The following is an 18,427-nucleotide window of genomic DNA, read 5'->3' on the forward strand; positions in this document are numbered from 1 at the left end:
CGCTCTACGCCCAGATCAACCACGGCCGCTGGGTCGCGAACTGCAGCTGCATGTCAGCACAGATCGTCACCCCGGCCGACCCGCGCATGTGGTGCGTGGAGTGCCATACCGGCTGGTCGAGGAGCTGCTGCTCGACGGCATCCACGTCGGCAGGGAAGACACCGGCAGGTCGAGGAGCTGCTGCTCGACGGCATCCACGTCGGCAGGGAAGACGACCTGCCACCAGCCGGTATGGCACTCCACGCACCACATGCGCGGGTCGGCCGGGGTGACGATCTGTGCTGACATGCAGCTGCAGTTCGCGACCCAGCGGCCGTGGTTGATCTGGGCGTAGAGCGGCTGGCCGAGGAGGACCGCGTCGGTGACGGGCAGCCGGCGCTGGGCCCGCATCTCGTACCAGCGGACCACGCGCATCGACGGGGGCTCGTGGTCCCAGGCGTCGGAAGGCATGGGCGGAGGCGGGTTGTAGTAGCTCTCCGCCCGGGTGATCGCTCCCATGAAGGCCTCTCAGTAGGCGAGTCGGGTGGTGGTGCCCAGGACGCTGTAGATGGGGTCGTCGAGGACCCAGACGGCGCCGAGGTCGGCGCGGCTGGCGTAGAAGTCGAGGTTGTGCTGGGCCTGTCGGATCTGCTCGACGTAGCCCTCGACGGTCGAGGTTGCGGTGGGCGTGGGTGCCTCGTCGGGTAGGTCGAGGACAGTGATGGCGGAGGAGATGTCCGCGTTGAGCAGCGCCCGGTATGTGGCGAGCGGGAGTGTGGCGGCCTGGACCGGGATCTGCCGGATCTCGGGCTGAGGGTCGGCGAACCGGATGATCAGCCAGGTCGCGGCATCCACGACTTCGGCGTCGGTGGTCTTGAGCAGGGTGAGCTGCTGCTCGGCGACGCCGTCGAGGGCGATGGAGTCCGGGTCCTGCACCCGCTGCGTGGCACCGCCCGGGCGGGTCGCGGTGACGAGGTTGACCTGCTTCTGGTCGTCGTCGGAGTACTGCACGCCGTCGGTCTCGAGGTCGGCGTAGGACAGGGTGGCGAGGACCGTCGGGTTGTAGCGCACGCTCCTGGATGCGAAGACGAGCCGGGGGGTTGCGCGGTCGGCGAAGAGCCGGCCGTTCTCCGTGCGCTCGATGTCCTGGAGGTGCGACAGCGGCGATGACCCCAGCGTCCCCTGCGACGCCACGGCGGAGAAGGTGCCTTGCGGGATGACGCCGGGGATCTTGGCGTACCCGGCGAGCCGGTACGCCCGGATCCACGAGGACTCGCCGGCATGCCCGGTCATGCCGGCGGCGTAGTGCTCGACGATCTCCGACACCGCGGGGAAGCCGCTGAGCCGGACGTAGGCCGCGACGTGGCAGATGGCCCCCGCCCACAGGCTGCCACCAGTCTCGGTGGCCCCGACGGTGAGGATGATTCGGTCCTGCCACGTGCTGGTTGCGACGGCGTACTGGACACCGTCCACCCACACGTCGTGCCCGGCCTCGTCCCACACCAGGTGATGCGGATTCCCGTCCGCCAGGTTCGGTGTCGCGACGGTGATCGTCGTCGGCCCGAAGCTGTAGAACTCGGTGATCTGCAGCTTCCCGGTGCCCGACTCCAGGTGGAACCGGATGCCGTTGTCGAAGGCCGCGGCGAAGCCGGCCGACCAGGTCATGATGACGCGGCCGGACGTGGACGTGGAGAACCACGCCTCGTACACCTGGTCCCCGGGGATGGGGTTGCCGGTGCTGCCACTGGAGGTGAGCAGCGGTGCGACAAGACACTGGAGGTACTTCCCCGCCGACGCCGAGGACGGGCTGAAGACCGGTGTCGGCAGCTCGTCAGACGGGGGGCCGACACCGCTGCCGAACGTCAGCGTTCCGCCGGCCCCCGACTGCTTGATCGTCATGGACGGCCGCGCGTAGCCGGACTGGTCTCCGCCGGACGTGCTGCTCTCCGGCTCGGACAGCGGGTAGTACAGCTTGGCCTCGTCGCCCTGGATCTCCTCGACGAGCATCGGTCCGAGAGCGGGGCGGCGGGAGAGCCACTTCATGATGTCGCTGGCGACGAGAGCGACCCGGGAGTCCAGGCCGTGCCAGGTGACCGGCCAGTTCGTGACCATCCCGTAGAACCGGGGGTGGTGCGTGGCGGCCGTCGACGACCAGGCCGTGGGGGACGAGCCCTCTTCGACCTGGCCCTCGTCCATCCACACCATGTCGCCGAGGACCGGTGACGTGGTCGTCGTGGTGATCCGCAGGGTATGTGCCGCCGCGGTGGTGGTCCACGTGACGGAGATTCGCTGCCAGTTCCCCGTGATCGTGGACGCGGACCCGATGGTGGCGCCGTCGATGTCGAGGCGGACGGCCGGGTCACCGGCCGGCACCCAGACGTAGACGCTCGCGGTGTAGGGCACGCCGATCGTGAGCCCGTACAGCGGGCACTGCAGGATGCCGCCGGTCCCCGCCGCCTCCCACTCGATCTTGTGGGCGAACGTCCCCGACTTCACGTGGGTCGTGTCCGGTCCGGCGTTGTGCGGGGCGGCCCCCCACGGTGCCTCCCAGCTAGCGTCGTCGACCTCGAACCCGGGCTGGGCCAGGTAGTTCTTCCCTCCACGGACCGTGGTGATGACCCTGAGCGGGCAGTTGCGGCGCACGTTCGGGTAGTAGGGAGACGACGCCCGCCCAGGGGTGAGGGCGCCGTCATCGTTGGCCAAGGTCATGCGCAGGGTGCCGGTCTGGATGTCGGCGAGCTCGTCGGCAGCGCCGCGGGTGATGGTGATCCCCTCGGTCGCCGAGAGCACCACACGCCCTGTGATGTCGGTCCACGTGATGTCGGATGCGACAGGCGAGTAGCCGAACCCCGCCTGCACCGTCAGACTTCCGCTGCCCATCAGAACCCCCGTGAGACTCCGCCGCTGGCCCGCTTGTCGGCCAGCAGCACCTTCTGGATAGCCCTCGCAGCTTCACCCGGCTCAAGGGTCTGCACGTACCAGTTGTTCACCTGCGCCGCGCCCGCCGCGGCGCCAGCCGCTACGCCAGCGGCCGGCCGTCCCGAACTGGGACGCATGCCGGCCATGCGCTCGGCGACGGCATCGACCGCGCGGCCGACCGTCGGCAGGGACGCGAGCGCGCCGCCTCCGATGGACTGGCCGAAGTTCAGGCCGATGGCCTGCCCGACCACGCTCGGCGACTTGATGCCGAGGGCCTTTTTGATCGCACGCTCCATGCCCTTGGCGATCGCGAGCATCTGCTTCTCGATCGCCGTCTGCTGGGACTGGAGCCCCTGCACGAGCCCCTTGGCGCTGTTCACCCCGGCGTCGTACAGCGTCTTGGCACCGGTGCGGCCGAGAGAATCGGCCTCAGTGTCGAGCTGCTTCTGGATCGAGTTGACCTGCTTGAACTCGGTCCCAGTCATGCCAGCCAGGGCAGCAGCGTAGGCGAATCCCTCCTCGGGCCCCATGGCGAGGAGCTGGCGGAGGAGGTTCTTGTTCAGGCCCTTCTTCGCCAGCATCGTGATGTACCGGTTGAACTGCCTGACCTTCACGAGCTTCTGCTGGAGGCCCGCGCGGATCGACCCGGCCGTGACCTCCTTCTGCTCGAGACCGAGGCTGGACAGCGACGACGCGCCCTGGGCGGTGGATCGGACGCTGGCGCGGTAGTTCGCCTGCTCCGAGATCCGGGACTTCAGCAGGTTCTGCGCGTTCGTGATCTTCGAGGCGAGCGCGTCCCGCTTGCTGGCCAGTCTCTGCAGCTTGTCGTGCTCGCGGTTGACCAGCTTGACGAGGTTGCTGTCCTTGGCGGTCTTCTGTCCCTCCCACGCCTTCCAGATGTCGCTGTTGAGGTCTGCCGCCGTGGCCTGGATCTGGGACTTCGAACCGGTCAGACCGCGGATGATGCCGTCCCGGACGTCCTTCATCAGGGACATCATCTTCTTGGAGGGGCTGGCGATCTGCAGCTCCGCCCGGACACCCGCCTCGACGCCGGCAGCCATGCCGCGCGCGGCCTGCTCGACCCCGGCGCGGGAGCCCAGCATGCCGGCCACCAGACCGGCGCCCGCGTCCTGCCCGGCGCCGGCCTGCCCGACCATGCTCATGGACGTGCGGTGGTCGTACACCCGGGCGCCACCGCCGCGGCCGAGCGTCATCAGCTCGGGACCGTCCTCGCCCACCCAGAACGTCTCACCGGGCCGCGGGCTACCGCCGCCGGCGTAGCCGCCGATGGACTTGGTGAAGTCGCTCGCGCCGCTGTGGGACGTCCGGTACTGCACCATGACGGAGACGGTCTTGCCCTGGACGGAGGCGATCGCGCCCTTGGCGCGGGACACCTGCGCTTCGAGCTGGCTGATCTCCGCCCGGATCGCGGCCTTCTTGCTGTCCGGCACCGAAGCCAGGCGCTTCTTCGCGTCGGCCAGCTTGGCCTGCAGATCCTCCAGGTTGCCCTTCAGCATCGCCGTCTTGTTCGGGGTGCGAAGGATCTGGTCGGCCAGCTTCTTGGCCGCCTGCTCGTTGCCGGTCATCTGGGTGGCGAGGGCGACGAGCTGCCCGCGGCCGCGGTCGTAGATGGCCATCGACTGAGACCAGGACCCGGTCTCCTCGTACTTGGCCTCGACCGCCTTCATCGTGGCGTTGGCGAGGTCGTCGAGCGCCTGGTTGTTCGCGCGGCCCTTCGCGGTGTTGTTGTCGAGGGTCGCCCCGTTGTTCTTCACCGCTTCGGACGCCGCGTCGATCGCGGCCTCCATGCCGCGGATCCCGCCCCGGGCGATCAGGTGGGCCTGGTTGAGAGCGTGGATGCTCTGCCTCAGGCCGTCGGCCGCCATCTTCTGGGCGTCCAGCTTCTGCTGCGTCGCCACGGCCTGGTCGCCGAAGAGACCCATCGCCTGGGCCGCGAGCCGCTGCTCGAACGCGGCGTCGGCGATCGCGGCCTCGTAGTCGTCCAGCTGCTGCGTGAACTGCGCGGTGTCCCGGCCACCCTCGCCGTACTGCGCGGTCAGCTCCCGCAGCGCCGCGGCCGCGAGGTCGGCATTGCCGCTGGACACCATGCCGGCCAGCGCCTTGTCGACGGCGTCGAGGTTCTCCTTGCCCTCCTTCACCGGGGTCGAGTCCCAGGAGCCGAGGCCGCCGAGGGTGACGATCCACTGCTGGACCTGGTCGGTGGTGGACGGGTCGGTCAGGGAGCGGACCTTGTCGTACAGGCCGCTGAGGTCGGAGCCGAACGCCCTCGCCGCCTCGCCGGTGACCCTGCCCGTCGAGCCGAGTTCCTTGAGCGAGCCGGTCAGCTTGTCCACGTCCGGCGGCGCTTCCTTGCCGGCCTGCGACAGCTCGGTCAGGGCGATGACCAGCAGACCGATACCGGTGCCCGCCAGAGCAATCTTCGCGGTACGCGACAGCCCGGTGATCGCGGCACCTGCCGCCGCGAGCGGACCCGGTGCACCGGCGGCCGCGGCCCGCATGGTCATGATCTGCGCGCCGAACGCCGCCATCGCGACCTTCGCGGCCGAGGCCCCGGCCACGGCCAGGCTGACCGCCTTGATCGCGATCGCCAGCTGCAGCATCGTCGTGAGCGCCTCCGGCGGTACCGCGGACACCAGACGGCTCAGCACCTGCACGACGTCGAGCATGCCGACGCCGACCTCGGCGCCGGCCTCCAGCACGTTCAGCAGCGCGCGACCCAGATCCTGCAGAGTCGCGGACACGGCCGGGCCCTGCTGCCGGGCCCAGTCCATGAAGTCGCCGAGTCCGCCGCCGTCGCCCTCGCTCGTCACCCGCAGCAGGTGCACCAGCCCGTCCGTGGCCCGGGTGAGAGCGCCTGTCGTCCAGGTGTCGAACTTGGCCATGAAGGCGTCGAAGCCGGGGCTGGCGACGCCGCCGCCCGCGAGGGTGACCACGCGGTCCAGCTGCTCGGACGCCCCCTTCACGCTGGGCGTCAGCTTGGGGAAGATGCCCTGCAGCGTGCCCATGCCCTTGATCAGCGGCGCGGTGGTGTCCGCGGCGAGGGAGTCGGACCAGTCGGCGTAGGCGTCCTTGAACACGGACAGGGCGGCCGCCGCCTCCCGGGTGGCGGGAGGCAGGGTCGCCATGTGCTTGGCGTAGGCGACCTGCGCCTTGGCCGCCTCCTGCGAGCGGGCCCCGGACTGCGCGACGGCGTCCGTGTACTTCTTCTCCGCCTCGGCAGCCTCGGTCATCGCCGCGACCTGGCGGCCGGCGGCGAGCCCGAACACGGCCAGGCCCGCGCCGGCGGCGGCCGTCGACGCTGCGATCGGCGCGATGGCGGCCGCCATGGGGATGGCGGCAGGGAGGAGGCTGATCAGCGAGGCGCGGAGTTCAGCACCGGCACGGCTGGCCTCGTCCGCTACCCGGGACCAGTCGGCGACCGGGCGGGAGGCCTCGCCGGTGCGGTGGCCCATGAGCGCGGCCGCGTCCGCCGTGGAGATGAACCTCCCCTCCAGGTCCCGCAGCCGGCCGTCGGCGTCCTGGGTGAGGGTGAGGATGGCCTGCCCGGATCCGTCGGAGGCGTCCTCCATGGACCGGCGCAGCCGCTCGGCGGAGTCGCCCGCGTGGCCCAGGATCCGGGACAGCTGGTCGCGGCCCTCAAGGGTGAAGGTCAGGCGCTCGGACATCAGTCACCGCCTCCTTGCTGCTGGGCTAGGTGTTGCTCGATCCACTCGATGTAGACCTCGAAGTCGTCGGCCCTCAGGTCGTCGAGTCGGCTTCCGTCGATGTGGAGGAGGTGGGCGAAGAGCCCGAGGTACTCGGCTCGAAGGCGGTCGACGCTGCGTTCTTCGACTTGCCGCCGCCGCTGGTCGTCTCGTCGGGGGCGGGGGGGAATTTTCCCGCCAGCACCCGCTCGATCACGACCTCGGCGTAGTCCCTGTCGTCGGCGGCGTCGAGCACCATGGCCAGGGCCGGCCGGGCCGCTTCGACCGGGCCGTCGAACGTGGTGAGACGCTCGGCCGCGATCTGGGCCCAGATGTCGATCTCCTTGTGGTCCCACTTCGCCTGGAGCTCGTCGGCGACCGGGTCGAAGTCGTCGATGCGCAGCGCCGGCTCGGACCGCTTCTTGATGACGAAGGCGACGGCGCACATGACCTCCGGGTCACCGTCCTCGACCCGGGCCTTGACCTGCGCCCAGGACAGGTCGCCCGAGATCAGGCGGGTGATGATCGAGGCCTCGGACGTGCGGACGCTGCGGACGTCGAACCGCTCGACCTCGCCGCCTTCGGGGGTGTGCACGATGATCAAGGGGAAGCTCCTAGGTGAGGTCGCGCCGGACGTCGGCGAGGACACGTTCGACTTCGGCACGCATGCGGGGGGTGTGGTGGGCCACCGTCTTGTCCCACCACAGGGGGGTGGTCCACTGGTTGACCCAGCGCTTTCGGTTGCCGAAGACCTTGTGACGGATGCGCCCCGTGGGGTTGTTCATCACCAGCGGCATGGACTCCAGGTCGGACGGGAGGGCAGATCGGTCGACCCAGACCCGGGCACCGGGGGTGCTGCTGGTGCGGACCGAGATGCGGACCGCAGCCGCGATCGTTGCCCGAAGCGGTCGGCTCGTCGGCGATGCCCCGCCCCGGCTTCCGGCCTTCCTCGGCTCGGCCCTGATGGGCAGGTTCCTGATGGTCTGCTGCATGTCGCGGTGCAGCGGCTCGGCCGCGCGCCTGACCCGCCGCTGCAGGTTGGCGCGCAGCCGGGGCCCGCCGGCGTGACGCAGCCGGCGGGACAGGTCGAGCAGCTGGCCGGTTCCGGTGATCTGTACGGACCTGACGGCCATCGGGCGCCTCCTACAGAGCGGTGTCGGCGGACACGTACTCGATGGCGACCGGGTTGGTCCCGTCGTACAGGGCGGTCAGGTTGTAGCTGGTCCTGACCACGCTGGGGCCGTCGACCGTCGGAGGCGTGTCGTCGACCTTGGTGGCCGGCAGCTTGACCCGGAACGTCTCGGGGTAGGTCGGCGCGATCTCCGGACCGATGAACTCCCAGACGAGAGACGTCGCGGCGTCGCTGGTGTGCAGGTCGTCGATCGTGGTCGCCACGTAGTCCTGCTCGATCGAGACCGAGACCTTGGTCAGCTCGTTCAGGATCGGCTGGGCCTTCAGCGCGGACCCGTTGGCGTAGTAGCGGTCGGTGGCCTGCGGGCGCTCGAACTTCACGGACACCTTGCGCACGCCGTCGAGCGCGGTCTCCGAGCCGTAGCTGCCGTACTTGAGACCCATCTGCCCGAAGTGGAACGGGCTGGCCGCCGAGTAGCTCGCGACGGCGAGGGTCTTGGTCTCGTCGCAGTCCTTGCCGTCGATCTCGAAGGTGGCGGTCAGCATGCCGCCGACCTCGCAGCTGAACTCCGCCGAGATGACCTTGCAGCCGACGAAGGTCTTGTCGGTGACGGTGCCGGTCGTCATGGGGATGCCGGCCTGGATCGTCAGGCTCTTGCCCCAGGTGTCGGCCAGGATGTGCGTCTGGAGGTAGGCCGCCGTAGCAGCCTGCTGGACGGGGGTGACCGTCGTCCCCATGAGCGCCTGGAGGAACAGGCCCATGCCGCGGTTGGCGACCTCCAGGTCGATGCTGCCCGACACCTCCCGCTGCGTCACCACACGCCGCGACGAGAGGGCCATCAGCCGCCCAGCCGCGACGCCGGCGGACTGCGCCGTCGTCTTCTTCAGGACGAGCGAGTGCTTGGTGAACTCGGGGAACTTCGTCGGCGCCACGTAGGTGCCGTAGGTGACCTCGGGCGCGATACCGATCTGCGCGCCGAGTCCGGATCCGATCGCCATGGATCAGCCCTCCCTCTTCGTGGTGCTCTTCTTCGGGGCGGCCACGGCGTCCTGCGCCGGGCTGAACGAGACCGTCTCCGGGCCGTGCTCGCCTCGGTGGCTGCCGGGCTCCTCGATGGCCTTCCAGTTCGTGGTCTGGCAGACGTAGCCCTCGAAGCGGGCGTCGGGGACCTCGACGACCTCGTCGGGCTGGATCAGTCGTTCGCCGAGCTCGGGCACGGTGACCGGCTCCGGTCCGATGTAGCGCACTCGCGCCATGGCTGTACTCCTGTTCATGGGGGTGGATGCTCAGATGCGGGCGCGGCAGGCCACGGAGAAGTTGAGCCCGACGAGGGTGCCCTCGCTCTGCTCCTGGAACAGGTCGCCCGTGACGATGTGCGCCCACAGGACGGTGTTGTTCAGGGTCGGTGCGGTGGGCGCTGCGTCGGTCGCGCGCAGGGCGTCCTCGACGGCGGCGAGGATCTCGAAGGCCCGGTCGCGGTGGAGTGCGGCCGCGTCCTTGTCGCCGCTGCGGGACTCGATGTACCCGCCGATGACGAAGGTCTCGTCGCGGGTCCGGGCGCCGGCGGCGTTGAAGTCCTGTTCGAGGCTGACGGCGAGGTCGGAGCCCCGCTGCCAGCCGACGTACAGCACCCTGCGTTCGGTGAGGTTGACCGAAGGCGGGCCGTCGACGATCCGGACACCGGCGAGTGCGGGGGCGGCCTTCAGGAGGGCGAGGAGCGCGTTGACGGCCGCGGGGACGCGGGAGGTGGTCGCCATCTCAGGCCGCCGCCGGCGGGACCTTGTACGGCTCCAGGAGCTGGAGCACGCGGTTGGGGATTGCGTAGCCCCAGCCGACGATGGGCTCGTTGACGTCGTAGTCGTCCCCGCCTCCGGACCCGCCCCGGGCGGCGCCGTACTGGGTACGCCACAGGTGCTGGAGGAGGATGAGCGCGGCCAGCTTGATCGTGTCGGGCACGGTGGTCCGGCCGGCGGTGTAGGTGACGGTCCACAGGCCGCCGCGGAAGGTGCCGCCGTTCAGGCGCCGGACGATGCCCGTGGCTCCGTCGAGGTGGACCTCGTTGACCGTGATGGCCTGCCCGGTGCTGAGTACAGGCACGATCGAGGCGATCGACACCGCGGGGATGCTGCTGAGGCACAGGGTGGGCGAGCGGCCCTCGATCACCTCGGCGACCTCGCGGTTCTCCACCGGGCCCACGTACCGCTCGATGGGGGCCGTCAGTGCGTTGATGTACCGCGTGAGCTCGGTGTCGTGATCGTCGCTGTCGAGGTCCAGCTGGTCTTTCGCCTCGGCCAGGGTGATGAGGGCCATGGCTGTACCGCCCTACTTCGTCTGGTTGCGGCGCCGGCCGGTGGGCACGGCCTTCTCCGCTGTGTCGGGCAGGGTGGCCGTCTCGACGGGCGGTTCGTTCTCCTCCGGCGTCTCCGGCGTCTCCGGCGTCTCCGGCGTCTCCGGCGTCTCCGGTGTCTCCGGTGTCTCCGGCGTCTCCGGCTCGTCGGTGGTGACCGGCTCGGTGTGCTCCTCGGCGAGCCCCGCCTTGATGAGGTGCTGGGCCTCGTCCTCGGCGAGGTCGACATGGCCACCTCGCTCCGGCCAGGGCTGGCCGTCGTGGGTGCCGGACAGGGTGGCCTTCATACGCACGCGCATGGTCGTCTCCGTTCGAGTGGGTGGGGGCGGCGCCAGTGGGCGCCGCCCCGCGGGGTGGGATCAGGTGGCAGCGCCGGCGAAGACCTTCAGCGCGCCGGTCTGGTCGACGGTCAGGCCGTCGGCCCGGATGATCGCCCGGTAGGTGACGAGGTCGCTGTTGAAGGCGTAGTCGTCGGAGCGCTCGAACCGGACCCCGCCCGCCATGCGGACGAAGTAGGCGGAGAAGTCACCGAAGATGACCGACTTCGCGGTGGTCGCGACGGCGGCCACGTTCGGGTCGGTGTGGACCGGCTTGCTCAGCAGGGTGTCCGGGGTGCCGAGCTGGATGGACGGCTGCCACAGGTACTGGCCCTGGGAGTCCTTCAGCTTCCGCGCCGCCGCGAGGGTCGCGTCGCGCATCATCCAGCCGCACGAGGTGGAGTTCCGGTACGGCGCGATGACGCTGTAGTACAGGTCGATCAGGTCGTCCGCGGTGAACGCGCCCGCCACACCGGTGCCGCCGGTCTTGCCGGTCGACGCGGAGGTGACGATGCCGGTCGGCTTCGACGAGCCGTCGCCGGTGACCGCGTGGACGCCGAACGCGTTGCCCAGCGCGCGGCCGGCCTGCATGGCGAGGTACCCCTCGAGGTCCACGCCCGTGTCGGAGAGTAGCTCCGAGGAGGCCTGGAGCAGGACGCCGTACTTGTAGGCGCCCAGGGTCCGCTTCGCGAACGCCGGGTCGGACTCCGTGATGGCCGCGGCTTCCGCCGTGAGGGCCGCCGAGGAGTGCGCCGTGGTGACGGGGACCTCGATGGTCTCGCCGCTCGCGGTGTTGAGGACGGTCGGGCCGGCCATCATCACGCCGGACACCTCGATGAGGTGGGCCATGAGCTGGCCGTAGAACGTGGTGGGGACCGTGTTGCCACCCGCGGTGGCCGTGCCCTTGGTCAGGTCACGGAAGCTGACCCCGCTCGGGGCGGCGATGTCGACGCCGCGCATCTCGCCGCGGGCCCAGCGCCGCAGCTCGCTGTCCCGCTTGTCGGCGACCGGGGCGGTCTCCGGTTTGGCCAGCAGGCCGGCGAACGCCGCCTCGGCGTCCTTGGCGCGCTGCTCGGCGTCGGCCATGTCCTTGACGCGCAGGTCGATCGCGTCGAGGTCGGCGTTGAGGCGCTGGTACTTCTGCTCCTCCTCGCCCTCCCATGCTCCGCCCCGCTTCTCGGCGGCGTCGAGGAGCTCCTTGGCCTGCTCCCACACGTTGGCGCGGCGTTCCTGCAGCCGCTTGATCAGATCGGTCACGGTGCCCTCCTGGGCAAGACGACGACACCCGCGACCGTCCGGCCGGGGTGTGTGGTGGGTGGGGTGTCGAGGTGGGGGTCGCCCTGCCTCAGAAGGTGCGGCCCGAGGCGGCGTTCGCCGGCCTGCTGGCCAAACCGGAGACCGCCCCGGTCGCCGACAAGCGGGACAGCGAGCTGCGGCGCTGGGCCCGCGGCGAGATGCGCGGCGTCGACATCGCCGCCCCGAGCGGGGTCAGCTTCCGTGACCTGACCAAGGCGGCGTCGACATCGCCGCCCCGAGCGGGGTCAGCTTCCGTGACCTGACCAAGGGCACGGCCACCGCGCCCATGCTCCGCCCCGCTTCTCGGCGGCGTCGAGGAGCTCCTTGGCCTGCTCCCACACGTTGGCGCGGCGTTCCTGCAGCCGCTTGATCAGATCGGTCACGGTGCCCTCCTGGGCAAGACGACGACACCCGCGACCGTCCGGCCGGGGTGTGTGGTGGGTGGGGTGTCGAGGTGGGGGTCGCCCTGCCTCAGAAGGTGCGGCGCTTCATCAGTTCGGCGCGCCGCTGCCGCAGCGCCAGCRGCGGGTGGGGGTCGCCCTGCCCGCTCGCTGGCGCCAAGTCGATGACGGTGGGCTGCGGCTTCTCCAGGAAGCGGCGCAGCGCGTTCTCGTCGGCCGCGGTCCGGACCTCGTCCAGCTCGGCGCCCGCCTTCGTGGCGAGCGACCTGAGCCCGGTTGAGGTGTCCAGGTACGCGGGGGTGTTCACGGGGGCGACGTCGACCAGGGCGCCGGACAGCAGCGTCCGGACGGGGAACCCCTGGTCGGTCATGCCCCAGTCGTCGGTGAAGGTGTAGAACGCGAAGCTGGACCGGCGGACGTCGCCGCGCTGGACGAGCTCGTAGACGTCCTCGCGGGAGGCGGGCACGTCCACGGCGTAGTCGAGGCCGGTGCCGTCGGTGGCCAGCCGCAGTGTCCCCGCCTCGCTCGTACCGAGGAGCCGGTTGTCGTCGTGGTTGTAGCGGGCCAGGACCTCCGGCCAGCCGTCACCCTCGCTCTTGGCGAAGAACCCAGGGTCGATCCGCTCGACGAACCCGCCCAGGTTCCGCGACAGGGTGTTGTACTTCGCCGCGTACCCGCCGATCGTCCTGCTGCCGCTGGCCGCGCGGACCTCCACGAGGCCGCGCGTGAACCGGCGTTCCTGCTCGGTCATGGTTGTCCCTCCGGGGGCGTGGGGGCCTGGTAGAGGCCGGTGAGTCTGGCGCCGGCGGAGTTGAGGATCGTGCGGGCCTCGTCGGCGGTGAGCATGACGCCCACGCCGGTGCCGACCTTCTGGATCATCTCGACGATGTTGCGGGCGTTGGCCTGCTCGGGGTCGAGGCTGACGGACATCGCCGAGGACAGCGGCAGGTACGTCTGGCCCAGGCCGTTCGGCAGGGGCGCCTCGTTCTCGATGGCGCGGACCTCGTCGCGGTTGCGCCAGCCCTGGTCGAGCGCCATGCCGTGCGCCTCATACCGGGACTTCAGGTCGGTGCGGATCATCGCGTCGGCGTTGAACGTCACCTCCTCGACCGGCGGCCGCAGGAGGGAGAACGCCTGCTCCAGGCGGGCCAGCCAGGGGCGGAACGTCCAGGTGGCGAGGTCGATGCTGTTCTGCTCGACCGTGTTGTAGGTGAGGCTGCCGCCGGTCTCGCCGCCGACCTTCTCGGGCGGTACGCCGTACCAGGCGGCGATCTGGTTGGCGGTGGCCTTGATGGTCTCCAGGAACTGCGACTCGTCGGCCGGCACCGAGATGGGCCGGTACTTCACGCCGCCGCCCAGGGCGACCACGTCGCGCGCGGCTGCGGCCTCCTTGAACCGGGCCTTCAGGACGGTGGCCGCCTCTTTGGAGACCTCCTGATCGGTCTCCAGGACGGCCGCCGGGGTGGAGCCGTTGGCGAACCAGTCCCGGCCGAACTGCTGGGCCAGCAGGCCTGTCTCCGTGGTCACCATCAGGTAGCCGATCGGGGACAGGCCGAGGATCTGCCCGGGCAGCGTGTAGGCCGGGATGTGGAACATCTGCCCGTCCTCGAGGCGCCGGCCCTTGTAGTACCAGACCGGGACCGCGGCGAAGTTGTCCTCGATCGACACATCGTCCGGGTGCAGCCACTCGATCTGCGAGGGCCAGCCCGCGCCGTCCGTGGCGACGATGAGGCCGTAGGCGTTGCCCCGCAGCGTCAGCGAGGTGACCGCGCGGTGCAGCCAGTCGTAGCGCGTGCCGACCGCGGCCGGGCGCCGGAACAGGGCGGGCAGCGGAGTGGGCCTGCGCTCCTCTCCGGCGACGACGAACGTCTTCATGGGCAGGGACGCCACGGAGTCCGCGAGCAGCCGCGTAGCGGCGTACACGGGCGCCAGGCGCAGGGCCCGCTCCTGCGAGCCGCCCCGCAGGACAGCGGGGTCCGCGCCGGAGCCCCAGACGTCCTGATACGTGATCGCGCGCTGCTGCTGCCTGCGGCGGAAGGGCCACCACCAGCTCATGCCGATTCCCCTCTCACCACACGTTGCTCAGGATGTCCTTGGGCTTCTCTTCGACCTCGGCCGTCAGCCCCCACTTGGCGAGCGTGCAGGCGACCAGCGGGCTGATGTCGACGCCGACGTTGCGCCGGGCCCAGGCCCACGCGTCGCCCAGCGGACGGGTCTGTGCACCGGCCAGGGCCACCGCCATGGACGGCTCGTCCAGGTGCGACAGGGACTGGTCGGCGACCGCGTCGTAGAACTGGCCGCAGGCCTGGGCGATCTCCCGGGCCTTGGGCTGCACCACGGTGATCCCCAGCCGGTCCTCGAGCGCGGGGATCAGGGAGCCGGCCGGGCCGCCGCCGTCGATGACCCAGCATCGCGGCGACCACTTGGCGTGCAGCTCGGCCGCACGGTCCACCACCCAGCCCAGTCCGGGCCGGTGCTCGGGTACCTCGACGTGGGTGCCGCCGCGCCACGGGGTGGCCGTGGCGATGGCGGCGTGTGACCGCTCGGGGGTGGCATCGATGGTGAAGACGACCGTGTCGCCGGGCTTGGCGGGGGGCTTGGCGTCCGCCAGCGACCGCCAGGCGTCCTCGCCGATGACCTGCCAGGTGTCGGCCTCGTCGCTCGGGTAGGAGCCGACACCGAGCCGCTCACGCTCGAAGATGCCGCTGGTACCGAGGGAGGCCCGCTCGTTGCGGACGAACTCGTGGCTGATCAGGTAGCCCAGGCTGGGGTTCGACTTCGCCCAGGCCGCCGGGTCGTCGGAGTCGTCGTGCGCCGTGCAGTCGGCCCGGCACTCGTCCACGTGCGGGTCCACCGACCACTCGAAGTACGCCAGTGATGGGTCCGGCACGCCGGCCTCCAGGGCTGCCAGAGCGCGGCGCCGGAGGCGGCCCAGCTGCACCGACGGGGCGCCGATGCCGGCGCTGCCGTGGTACCAGAGCTGGGGGTTCTCGATCGCGGACATGGTCGGCATCAGCGCGCCCATCGCGTCGTCGCCGAGCGCCATGGCCTCGTCGAGGATGTTGCAGTCCCCGGTCCAGCCACGGCCGGACCCGCCGGAGCGGGCGATGAACTGCAAGCTCTGCCCGTTGGTCAGCGTGATGGACGTCTCGGTGGTGTTGTTCAGCATCCGCTTGACGCGTTTCCGCAGGTCAGGGGTGCCGAGGATGAGTGACTGGATCCGCTGGAACGCGACCCGGCTGGTCTTGAACTCGTGCGCGGAGTGGATGATCAGGCGCTCGCCCAGCAGGAACAGGCCCGCCAGCTCGCGCGCCTCGATCACACCGCCCTTGCCGTTCTGGCGCGGGACGTTCACGCAGCACTCGAAGGCGGCCCACTTGCCGTCCTTCCGCTCCCGCATGCCCACGTCCAGGACGTGCTGCTGCCAGGGGAACAGCTCCAGGCCGGCCAGCGCGGCCAACTCCACGGCCTCCTGGGCCGCGGACGACGTGAACGCGGGCGGCGCAGTGAACACGCGGGGCGTCTGGACGCCCTTCGGCTCAGGCTCGGCGGGCGCGGACAAGACCGTCCTCCCGCCTCTTGGCCTTCTTCGCGGCCAGCTCGTCGACCGCGTCCATCTCCAGCGACACCGGGGCCAGCTTCCGCAGCCCCTCCAGCACGGTGCGTAGCTCCCGGGCGGCGTTCGCCTGCGCAGTGACGTTGCCCGGGTTGTCGACGGCGGCGGCGAGCGAGAGGGCGAGTTGGGCCAGGCCGGGCGCCGACTGTCCGATCCGGAGGTGATCGATCTCGGCCTGGGTCGCCTCGACGTTGGTCGCCATGAGCACCCCCGTGACGCAGCGTGACGGTTACGGAGAGTCGCTATTTACCCGATCTGTCAAACCGGGTGATTAGCAGGTATGGAGCCCGTGTAAAAAACTGGGCGAGAAGGGCTTTTGGGTCGCCCGGTCCTCCCCTTAAAGAACGGGCCGGCCCCCGGGGCACCAGCCGGATTCGGGGAGGTCACCACCGGCCAGTGGACTGCGGCATCGCGCTGCGTGACGCGCCCTTGAGGGTGTGCCGCTCCTGGTACCAGCGGCTGGCGACGCGCTTCATCTCGGGTGACCGCATGGCCTCGATACGGGTCATGATGACGTCCTGGCCGGGGTCGACGGTGATGATCCGGGCCTTGAGCCTCTTGTACTTCACCAGTGCTTTCGCGCCGGGGAGGGTGTGGATGAGGTACACGTCAACCTTGTCCAGGTGCTGTTCTGCCTCCTTGATGGCGGCGAACCGTGCACGCTGTGCAACGCGCTGGACGAGCGGGTCGTGGTTCCACTGCGGGGCGCCCGGGCCGGTGAGCGCGACGGCGATCAGGTCGAGGTCGATGACGATGTCACGCGCTGTGGCGTGCGCCTGGATCCACGACGACTTCCCGGCGGCCGGCGGGCCGGTGACGACGTACAGCACGTCACCACCTCCGTGCGGTCCGCTCCTGGGCTCTGGTGCCCGCTCTGTTGCCCTTGGCTGAGTTGCACCGTCGGTGGGCTGAGCGGGCGTTGGCGGGGTCGAGGAGGCTGCCGCCGCGGCTCAGGGGGATGAGGTGGTCGAGGGTGAAGGCCCAGCGTGAGCGTTGCGCGTCCAGTCCCCTGAGCGCGTAGTTGATGTCTCCGCCGCAGAGCCAGCAGGGCAGGTGGAGGGCGCGCTGCCGGGCGGTCAGGTCGCGGTAGGGGCGCCCGTTGCGGGGGTTGCTGGGCACGGGCGCCGCCTCTCTAAGACTTGGGGATGGTCCACTCCACGGGGTTGTCGGAGAGGGACTCGGGGGCGTACATGACGCGCTCAGGCCGGGCGTTGCTCATAACGGGGAAGGGGATCTTGCCCTTGACGCAGCGGCCGGCCTTGATGGGTACGTCCATGGGGAACTCGGGCTTGGGCATATCGCCGCCGCTCGACCCGGTGACCTTGACGACGGTGCCGTCGGCGTAGGCAAGAGACCAGGGGAACTGGCTGACGGTGACAGTCTTGGCCTCGTTGCAGATCTTCGCCTCCACCGTTGCCCAGACATCGCCGCCCTGTGTGGCGGGGTCGGGGGGCTGGGGGCCCTTAGCCGGCTGGGTGTAAGTGATCACTGTGGCGGTGAAGACGACGCCGTTAGTGGTGTCGTTGACCTTCGCGGTCTCGCCGACTGTGTACGTGGTGTCCATCGGTGTGGGGCTGGGGGTACTGGTCGTTGCCACGGGTTCGGGGCTGGTACTGGTCTTGCTGACTGCGGGGGCGGCCGGCTCGCTGCTGCATGCGGTAAGAGAGAGGGCCACGGCGGTGACCGCAAGGGCGGTGGTGGTGAGTCTGCGCATCGGGCCAGCGTGCCGGATCGCGCACAGGCTGTGGGCGGGTGTGGCCGTCTCGTGACATGGCGAAGGCCCGCTCGATGGCGGGCCTTGGGGTCTGCGGCAGTCTGCTTTCGGGCATGGCTGTCTGCCGAAAGCGTGGCGCATTGATCGCTCCAGGTCAAGCGGCCTTGACGGCGCGCTGTCCGGCACGGGTCGGCTTGGCGGCGGCGCGGGCGGCCTGGACGTCCTCGACGCGGTAGACGGGCCGCAAGGGGGTGCCGCCGCAGCGGGTGAGAATCCCGCGGCGGACCCAGTCGCGGATGGTCGCGGGCTGCACGCCCGCAGAGAGGGCAGCGAGGGAGGTGGTGAGGGTGCCAGCGGGCGGCTGCAGGTACTCCATGCGCTCAGTGTGGCGTAGCGCTGTATGAATCGCCCGCTGGCGGCTGACTACTTGTCCGCTGCAGCATCCCAGGGCTCAGCGTGGATGGTGCGGGTGTCGGTCTCGGCGGTGAGCACGGTGTGGCCGGCGTCCAGGAGCGCTCCGTTCACGAGGACGCGCGCCTTGTTTTCGGCGCCTTCCGTGTCGTCAGCGTCGACCTTCACGCGGAAGAGGTGCATCCCCGTGGAGGGGTCGTGGGTGACGAACTCCTGTCGGGAGGCGTCGGGGTTGAACGTGCTCTGCTGGGGGTCGTGCTTGCTGAGCGAGTCGTTCAGGGCGCTGAGGAGGTCGGTGCTGGGCTCATCGGTGAAGTCGACGGGAACGGTCACGAGGTAGGTGCTCATCCGCCCAACGTAGCTGGCCCGGAACGAGGTTGTAGGTCAGTGCCCGCAGTTGGGCTTGGTCCACCAGCCGCACATCATGCAGTAGTCGTGCCGGACGAAGGAGTACAGGGCGCGGCGGAGGTGCTTCATGGACGGTCTCCAGGTGGTCTACGGCCTCTTCTGCGCCTGGTCTACGGTCTCGCCGTCGTCGGTCTGACCTGCGTCTACAGGTTCGGAAGGGGGGTCTACGGGGGCGGGGGAGAG

General features: G+C 70.2%; 22 protein-coding genes. 1 reads left to right on the forward strand and 21 read right to left on the reverse strand.

Annotation, left to right across the window (positions count from 1 at the left end; all coding sequences use genetic code 11):
• Positions 1-66: 66 nt before the first annotated feature.
• From EAO70_RS09230 to EAO70_RS09280, 11 genes are all read right to left on the reverse strand, one after another.
• Positions 67-498: a hypothetical protein gene (locus tag EAO70_RS09230; protein WP_148002522.1), complete on the reverse strand. Its 432-nt coding sequence runs from the start codon at positions 496-498 to the stop codon at positions 67-69.
• Positions 499-507: 9 nt separating this feature from the next.
• A complete protein-coding gene (locus EAO70_RS09235) occupies positions 508-2,859 on the reverse strand; it encodes a LamG domain-containing protein (protein WP_148002523.1) in 2,352 nt (783 codons plus the stop codon).
• Positions 2,859-6,584, reverse strand: a complete 3,726-nt coding sequence (locus EAO70_RS37790; RefSeq protein WP_187283812.1) for a hypothetical protein — start codon at positions 6,582-6,584, stop codon at positions 2,859-2,861. The genes EAO70_RS09235 and EAO70_RS37790 overlap by 1 nt, the downstream gene beginning before the upstream one ends.
• A gap of 73 nt (positions 6,585-6,657) precedes the next feature.
• Complete coding sequence (locus EAO70_RS37795) at positions 6,658-7,206, reverse strand: hypothetical protein (protein ID WP_187283813.1); 549 nt, start codon at positions 7,204-7,206, stop codon at positions 6,658-6,660.
• A gap of 10 nt (positions 7,207-7,216) precedes the next feature.
• The gene (locus EAO70_RS09250; RefSeq protein ID WP_148002525.1) at positions 7,217-7,735 is read right to left on the reverse strand and encodes a hypothetical protein; all 519 of its coding nucleotides are present in this window, start codon (positions 7,733-7,735) and stop codon (positions 7,217-7,219) included.
• A gap of 10 nt (positions 7,736-7,745) precedes the next feature.
• Positions 7,746-8,732 (reverse strand): phage tail tube protein, encoded by a 987-nt coding sequence (locus EAO70_RS09255; RefSeq protein ID WP_148002526.1) that lies wholly within the window; start codon positions 8,730-8,732, stop codon positions 7,746-7,748.
• A 3-nt stretch (positions 8,733-8,735) separates the two neighbouring features.
• The gene (locus EAO70_RS09260; RefSeq protein WP_148002527.1) at positions 8,736-8,990 is read right to left on the reverse strand and encodes a hypothetical protein; all 255 of its coding nucleotides are present in this window, start codon (positions 8,988-8,990) and stop codon (positions 8,736-8,738) included.
• A gap of 30 nt (positions 8,991-9,020) precedes the next feature.
• Positions 9,021-9,491, reverse strand: coding sequence for a hypothetical protein (locus EAO70_RS09265; RefSeq protein ID WP_148002528.1), 471 nt, complete (start codon positions 9,489-9,491; stop codon positions 9,021-9,023).
• Between the two features lies 1 nt (position 9,492).
• Entirely contained in the window at positions 9,493-10,044 is a 552-nt protein-coding gene (locus EAO70_RS09270) for a head-tail connector protein (RefSeq protein WP_148002529.1), read from the reverse strand.
• Between the two features lie 12 nt (positions 10,045-10,056).
• The gene (locus tag EAO70_RS09275; RefSeq protein WP_148002530.1) at positions 10,057-10,380 is read right to left on the reverse strand and encodes a hypothetical protein; all 324 of its coding nucleotides are present in this window, start codon (positions 10,378-10,380) and stop codon (positions 10,057-10,059) included.
• A 60-nt stretch (positions 10,381-10,440) separates the two neighbouring features.
• Complete coding sequence (locus tag EAO70_RS09280; RefSeq protein ID WP_148002531.1) at positions 10,441-11,655, reverse strand: phage major capsid protein; 1,215 nt, start codon at positions 11,653-11,655, stop codon at positions 10,441-10,443.
• 71 nt (positions 11,656-11,726) lie between these two features.
• Between EAO70_RS09280 and EAO70_RS09285 the strand changes: the two genes are divergently transcribed.
• On the forward strand, positions 11,727-11,957 hold the full coding sequence (locus tag EAO70_RS09285) for a hypothetical protein (RefSeq protein WP_148002532.1): 231 nt from the start codon (positions 11,727-11,729) through the stop codon (positions 11,955-11,957).
• Here the strand turns inward: EAO70_RS09285 and EAO70_RS37800 are convergent.
• The 10 genes from EAO70_RS37800 to EAO70_RS09330 form a co-directional block, all read right to left on the reverse strand.
• Entirely contained in the window at positions 11,940-12,077 is a 138-nt protein-coding gene (locus EAO70_RS37800) for a hypothetical protein (RefSeq protein WP_187283814.1), read from the reverse strand. The genes EAO70_RS09285 and EAO70_RS37800 overlap by 18 nt on opposite strands.
• An 88-nt stretch (positions 12,078-12,165) precedes the next feature.
• Entirely contained in the window at positions 12,166-12,846 is a 681-nt protein-coding gene (locus EAO70_RS09290; protein ID WP_148002533.1) for an HK97 family phage prohead protease, read from the reverse strand.
• Positions 12,843-14,150, reverse strand: coding sequence for a phage portal protein (locus EAO70_RS09295; protein WP_148002534.1), 1,308 nt, complete (start codon positions 14,148-14,150; stop codon positions 12,843-12,845). The genes EAO70_RS09290 and EAO70_RS09295 overlap by 4 nt, the downstream gene beginning before the upstream one ends.
• 13 nt (positions 14,151-14,163) lie before the next feature.
• Positions 14,164-15,609, reverse strand: coding sequence for a terminase (locus EAO70_RS09300; RefSeq protein ID WP_148002535.1), 1,446 nt, complete (start codon positions 15,607-15,609; stop codon positions 14,164-14,166).
• 25 nt (positions 15,610-15,634) lie between these two features.
• The gene (locus EAO70_RS09305) at positions 15,635-15,913 is read right to left on the reverse strand and encodes a hypothetical protein (RefSeq protein ID WP_148002536.1); all 279 of its coding nucleotides are present in this window, start codon (positions 15,911-15,913) and stop codon (positions 15,635-15,637) included.
• 181 nt (positions 15,914-16,094) lie between these two features.
• A complete protein-coding gene (locus EAO70_RS09310) occupies positions 16,095-16,541 on the reverse strand; it encodes a hypothetical protein (protein ID WP_148002537.1) in 447 nt (148 codons plus the stop codon).
• A 1-nt stretch (position 16,542) separates the two neighbouring features.
• The gene (locus tag EAO70_RS09315; protein ID WP_148002538.1) at positions 16,543-16,830 is read right to left on the reverse strand and encodes an HNH endonuclease signature motif containing protein; all 288 of its coding nucleotides are present in this window, start codon (positions 16,828-16,830) and stop codon (positions 16,543-16,545) included.
• A gap of 13 nt (positions 16,831-16,843) precedes the next feature.
• Entirely contained in the window at positions 16,844-17,425 is a 582-nt protein-coding gene (locus EAO70_RS09320) for a DUF4352 domain-containing protein (RefSeq protein ID WP_148002539.1), read from the reverse strand.
• A 154-nt stretch (positions 17,426-17,579) separates the two neighbouring features.
• Positions 17,580-17,801, reverse strand: a complete 222-nt coding sequence (locus EAO70_RS09325) for a hypothetical protein (RefSeq protein ID WP_148002540.1) — start codon at positions 17,799-17,801, stop codon at positions 17,580-17,582.
• Between the two features lie 47 nt (positions 17,802-17,848).
• Positions 17,849-18,184: a hypothetical protein gene (locus EAO70_RS09330; protein WP_148002541.1), complete on the reverse strand. Its 336-nt coding sequence runs from the start codon at positions 18,182-18,184 to the stop codon at positions 17,849-17,851.
• Positions 18,185-18,427 lie beyond the last annotated feature (243 nt).

The organism is Streptomyces sp. adm13(2018) (assembly GCF_008042145.1).
Taxonomy (GTDB): domain Bacteria; phylum Actinomycetota; class Actinomycetes; order Streptomycetales; family Streptomycetaceae; genus Streptomyces.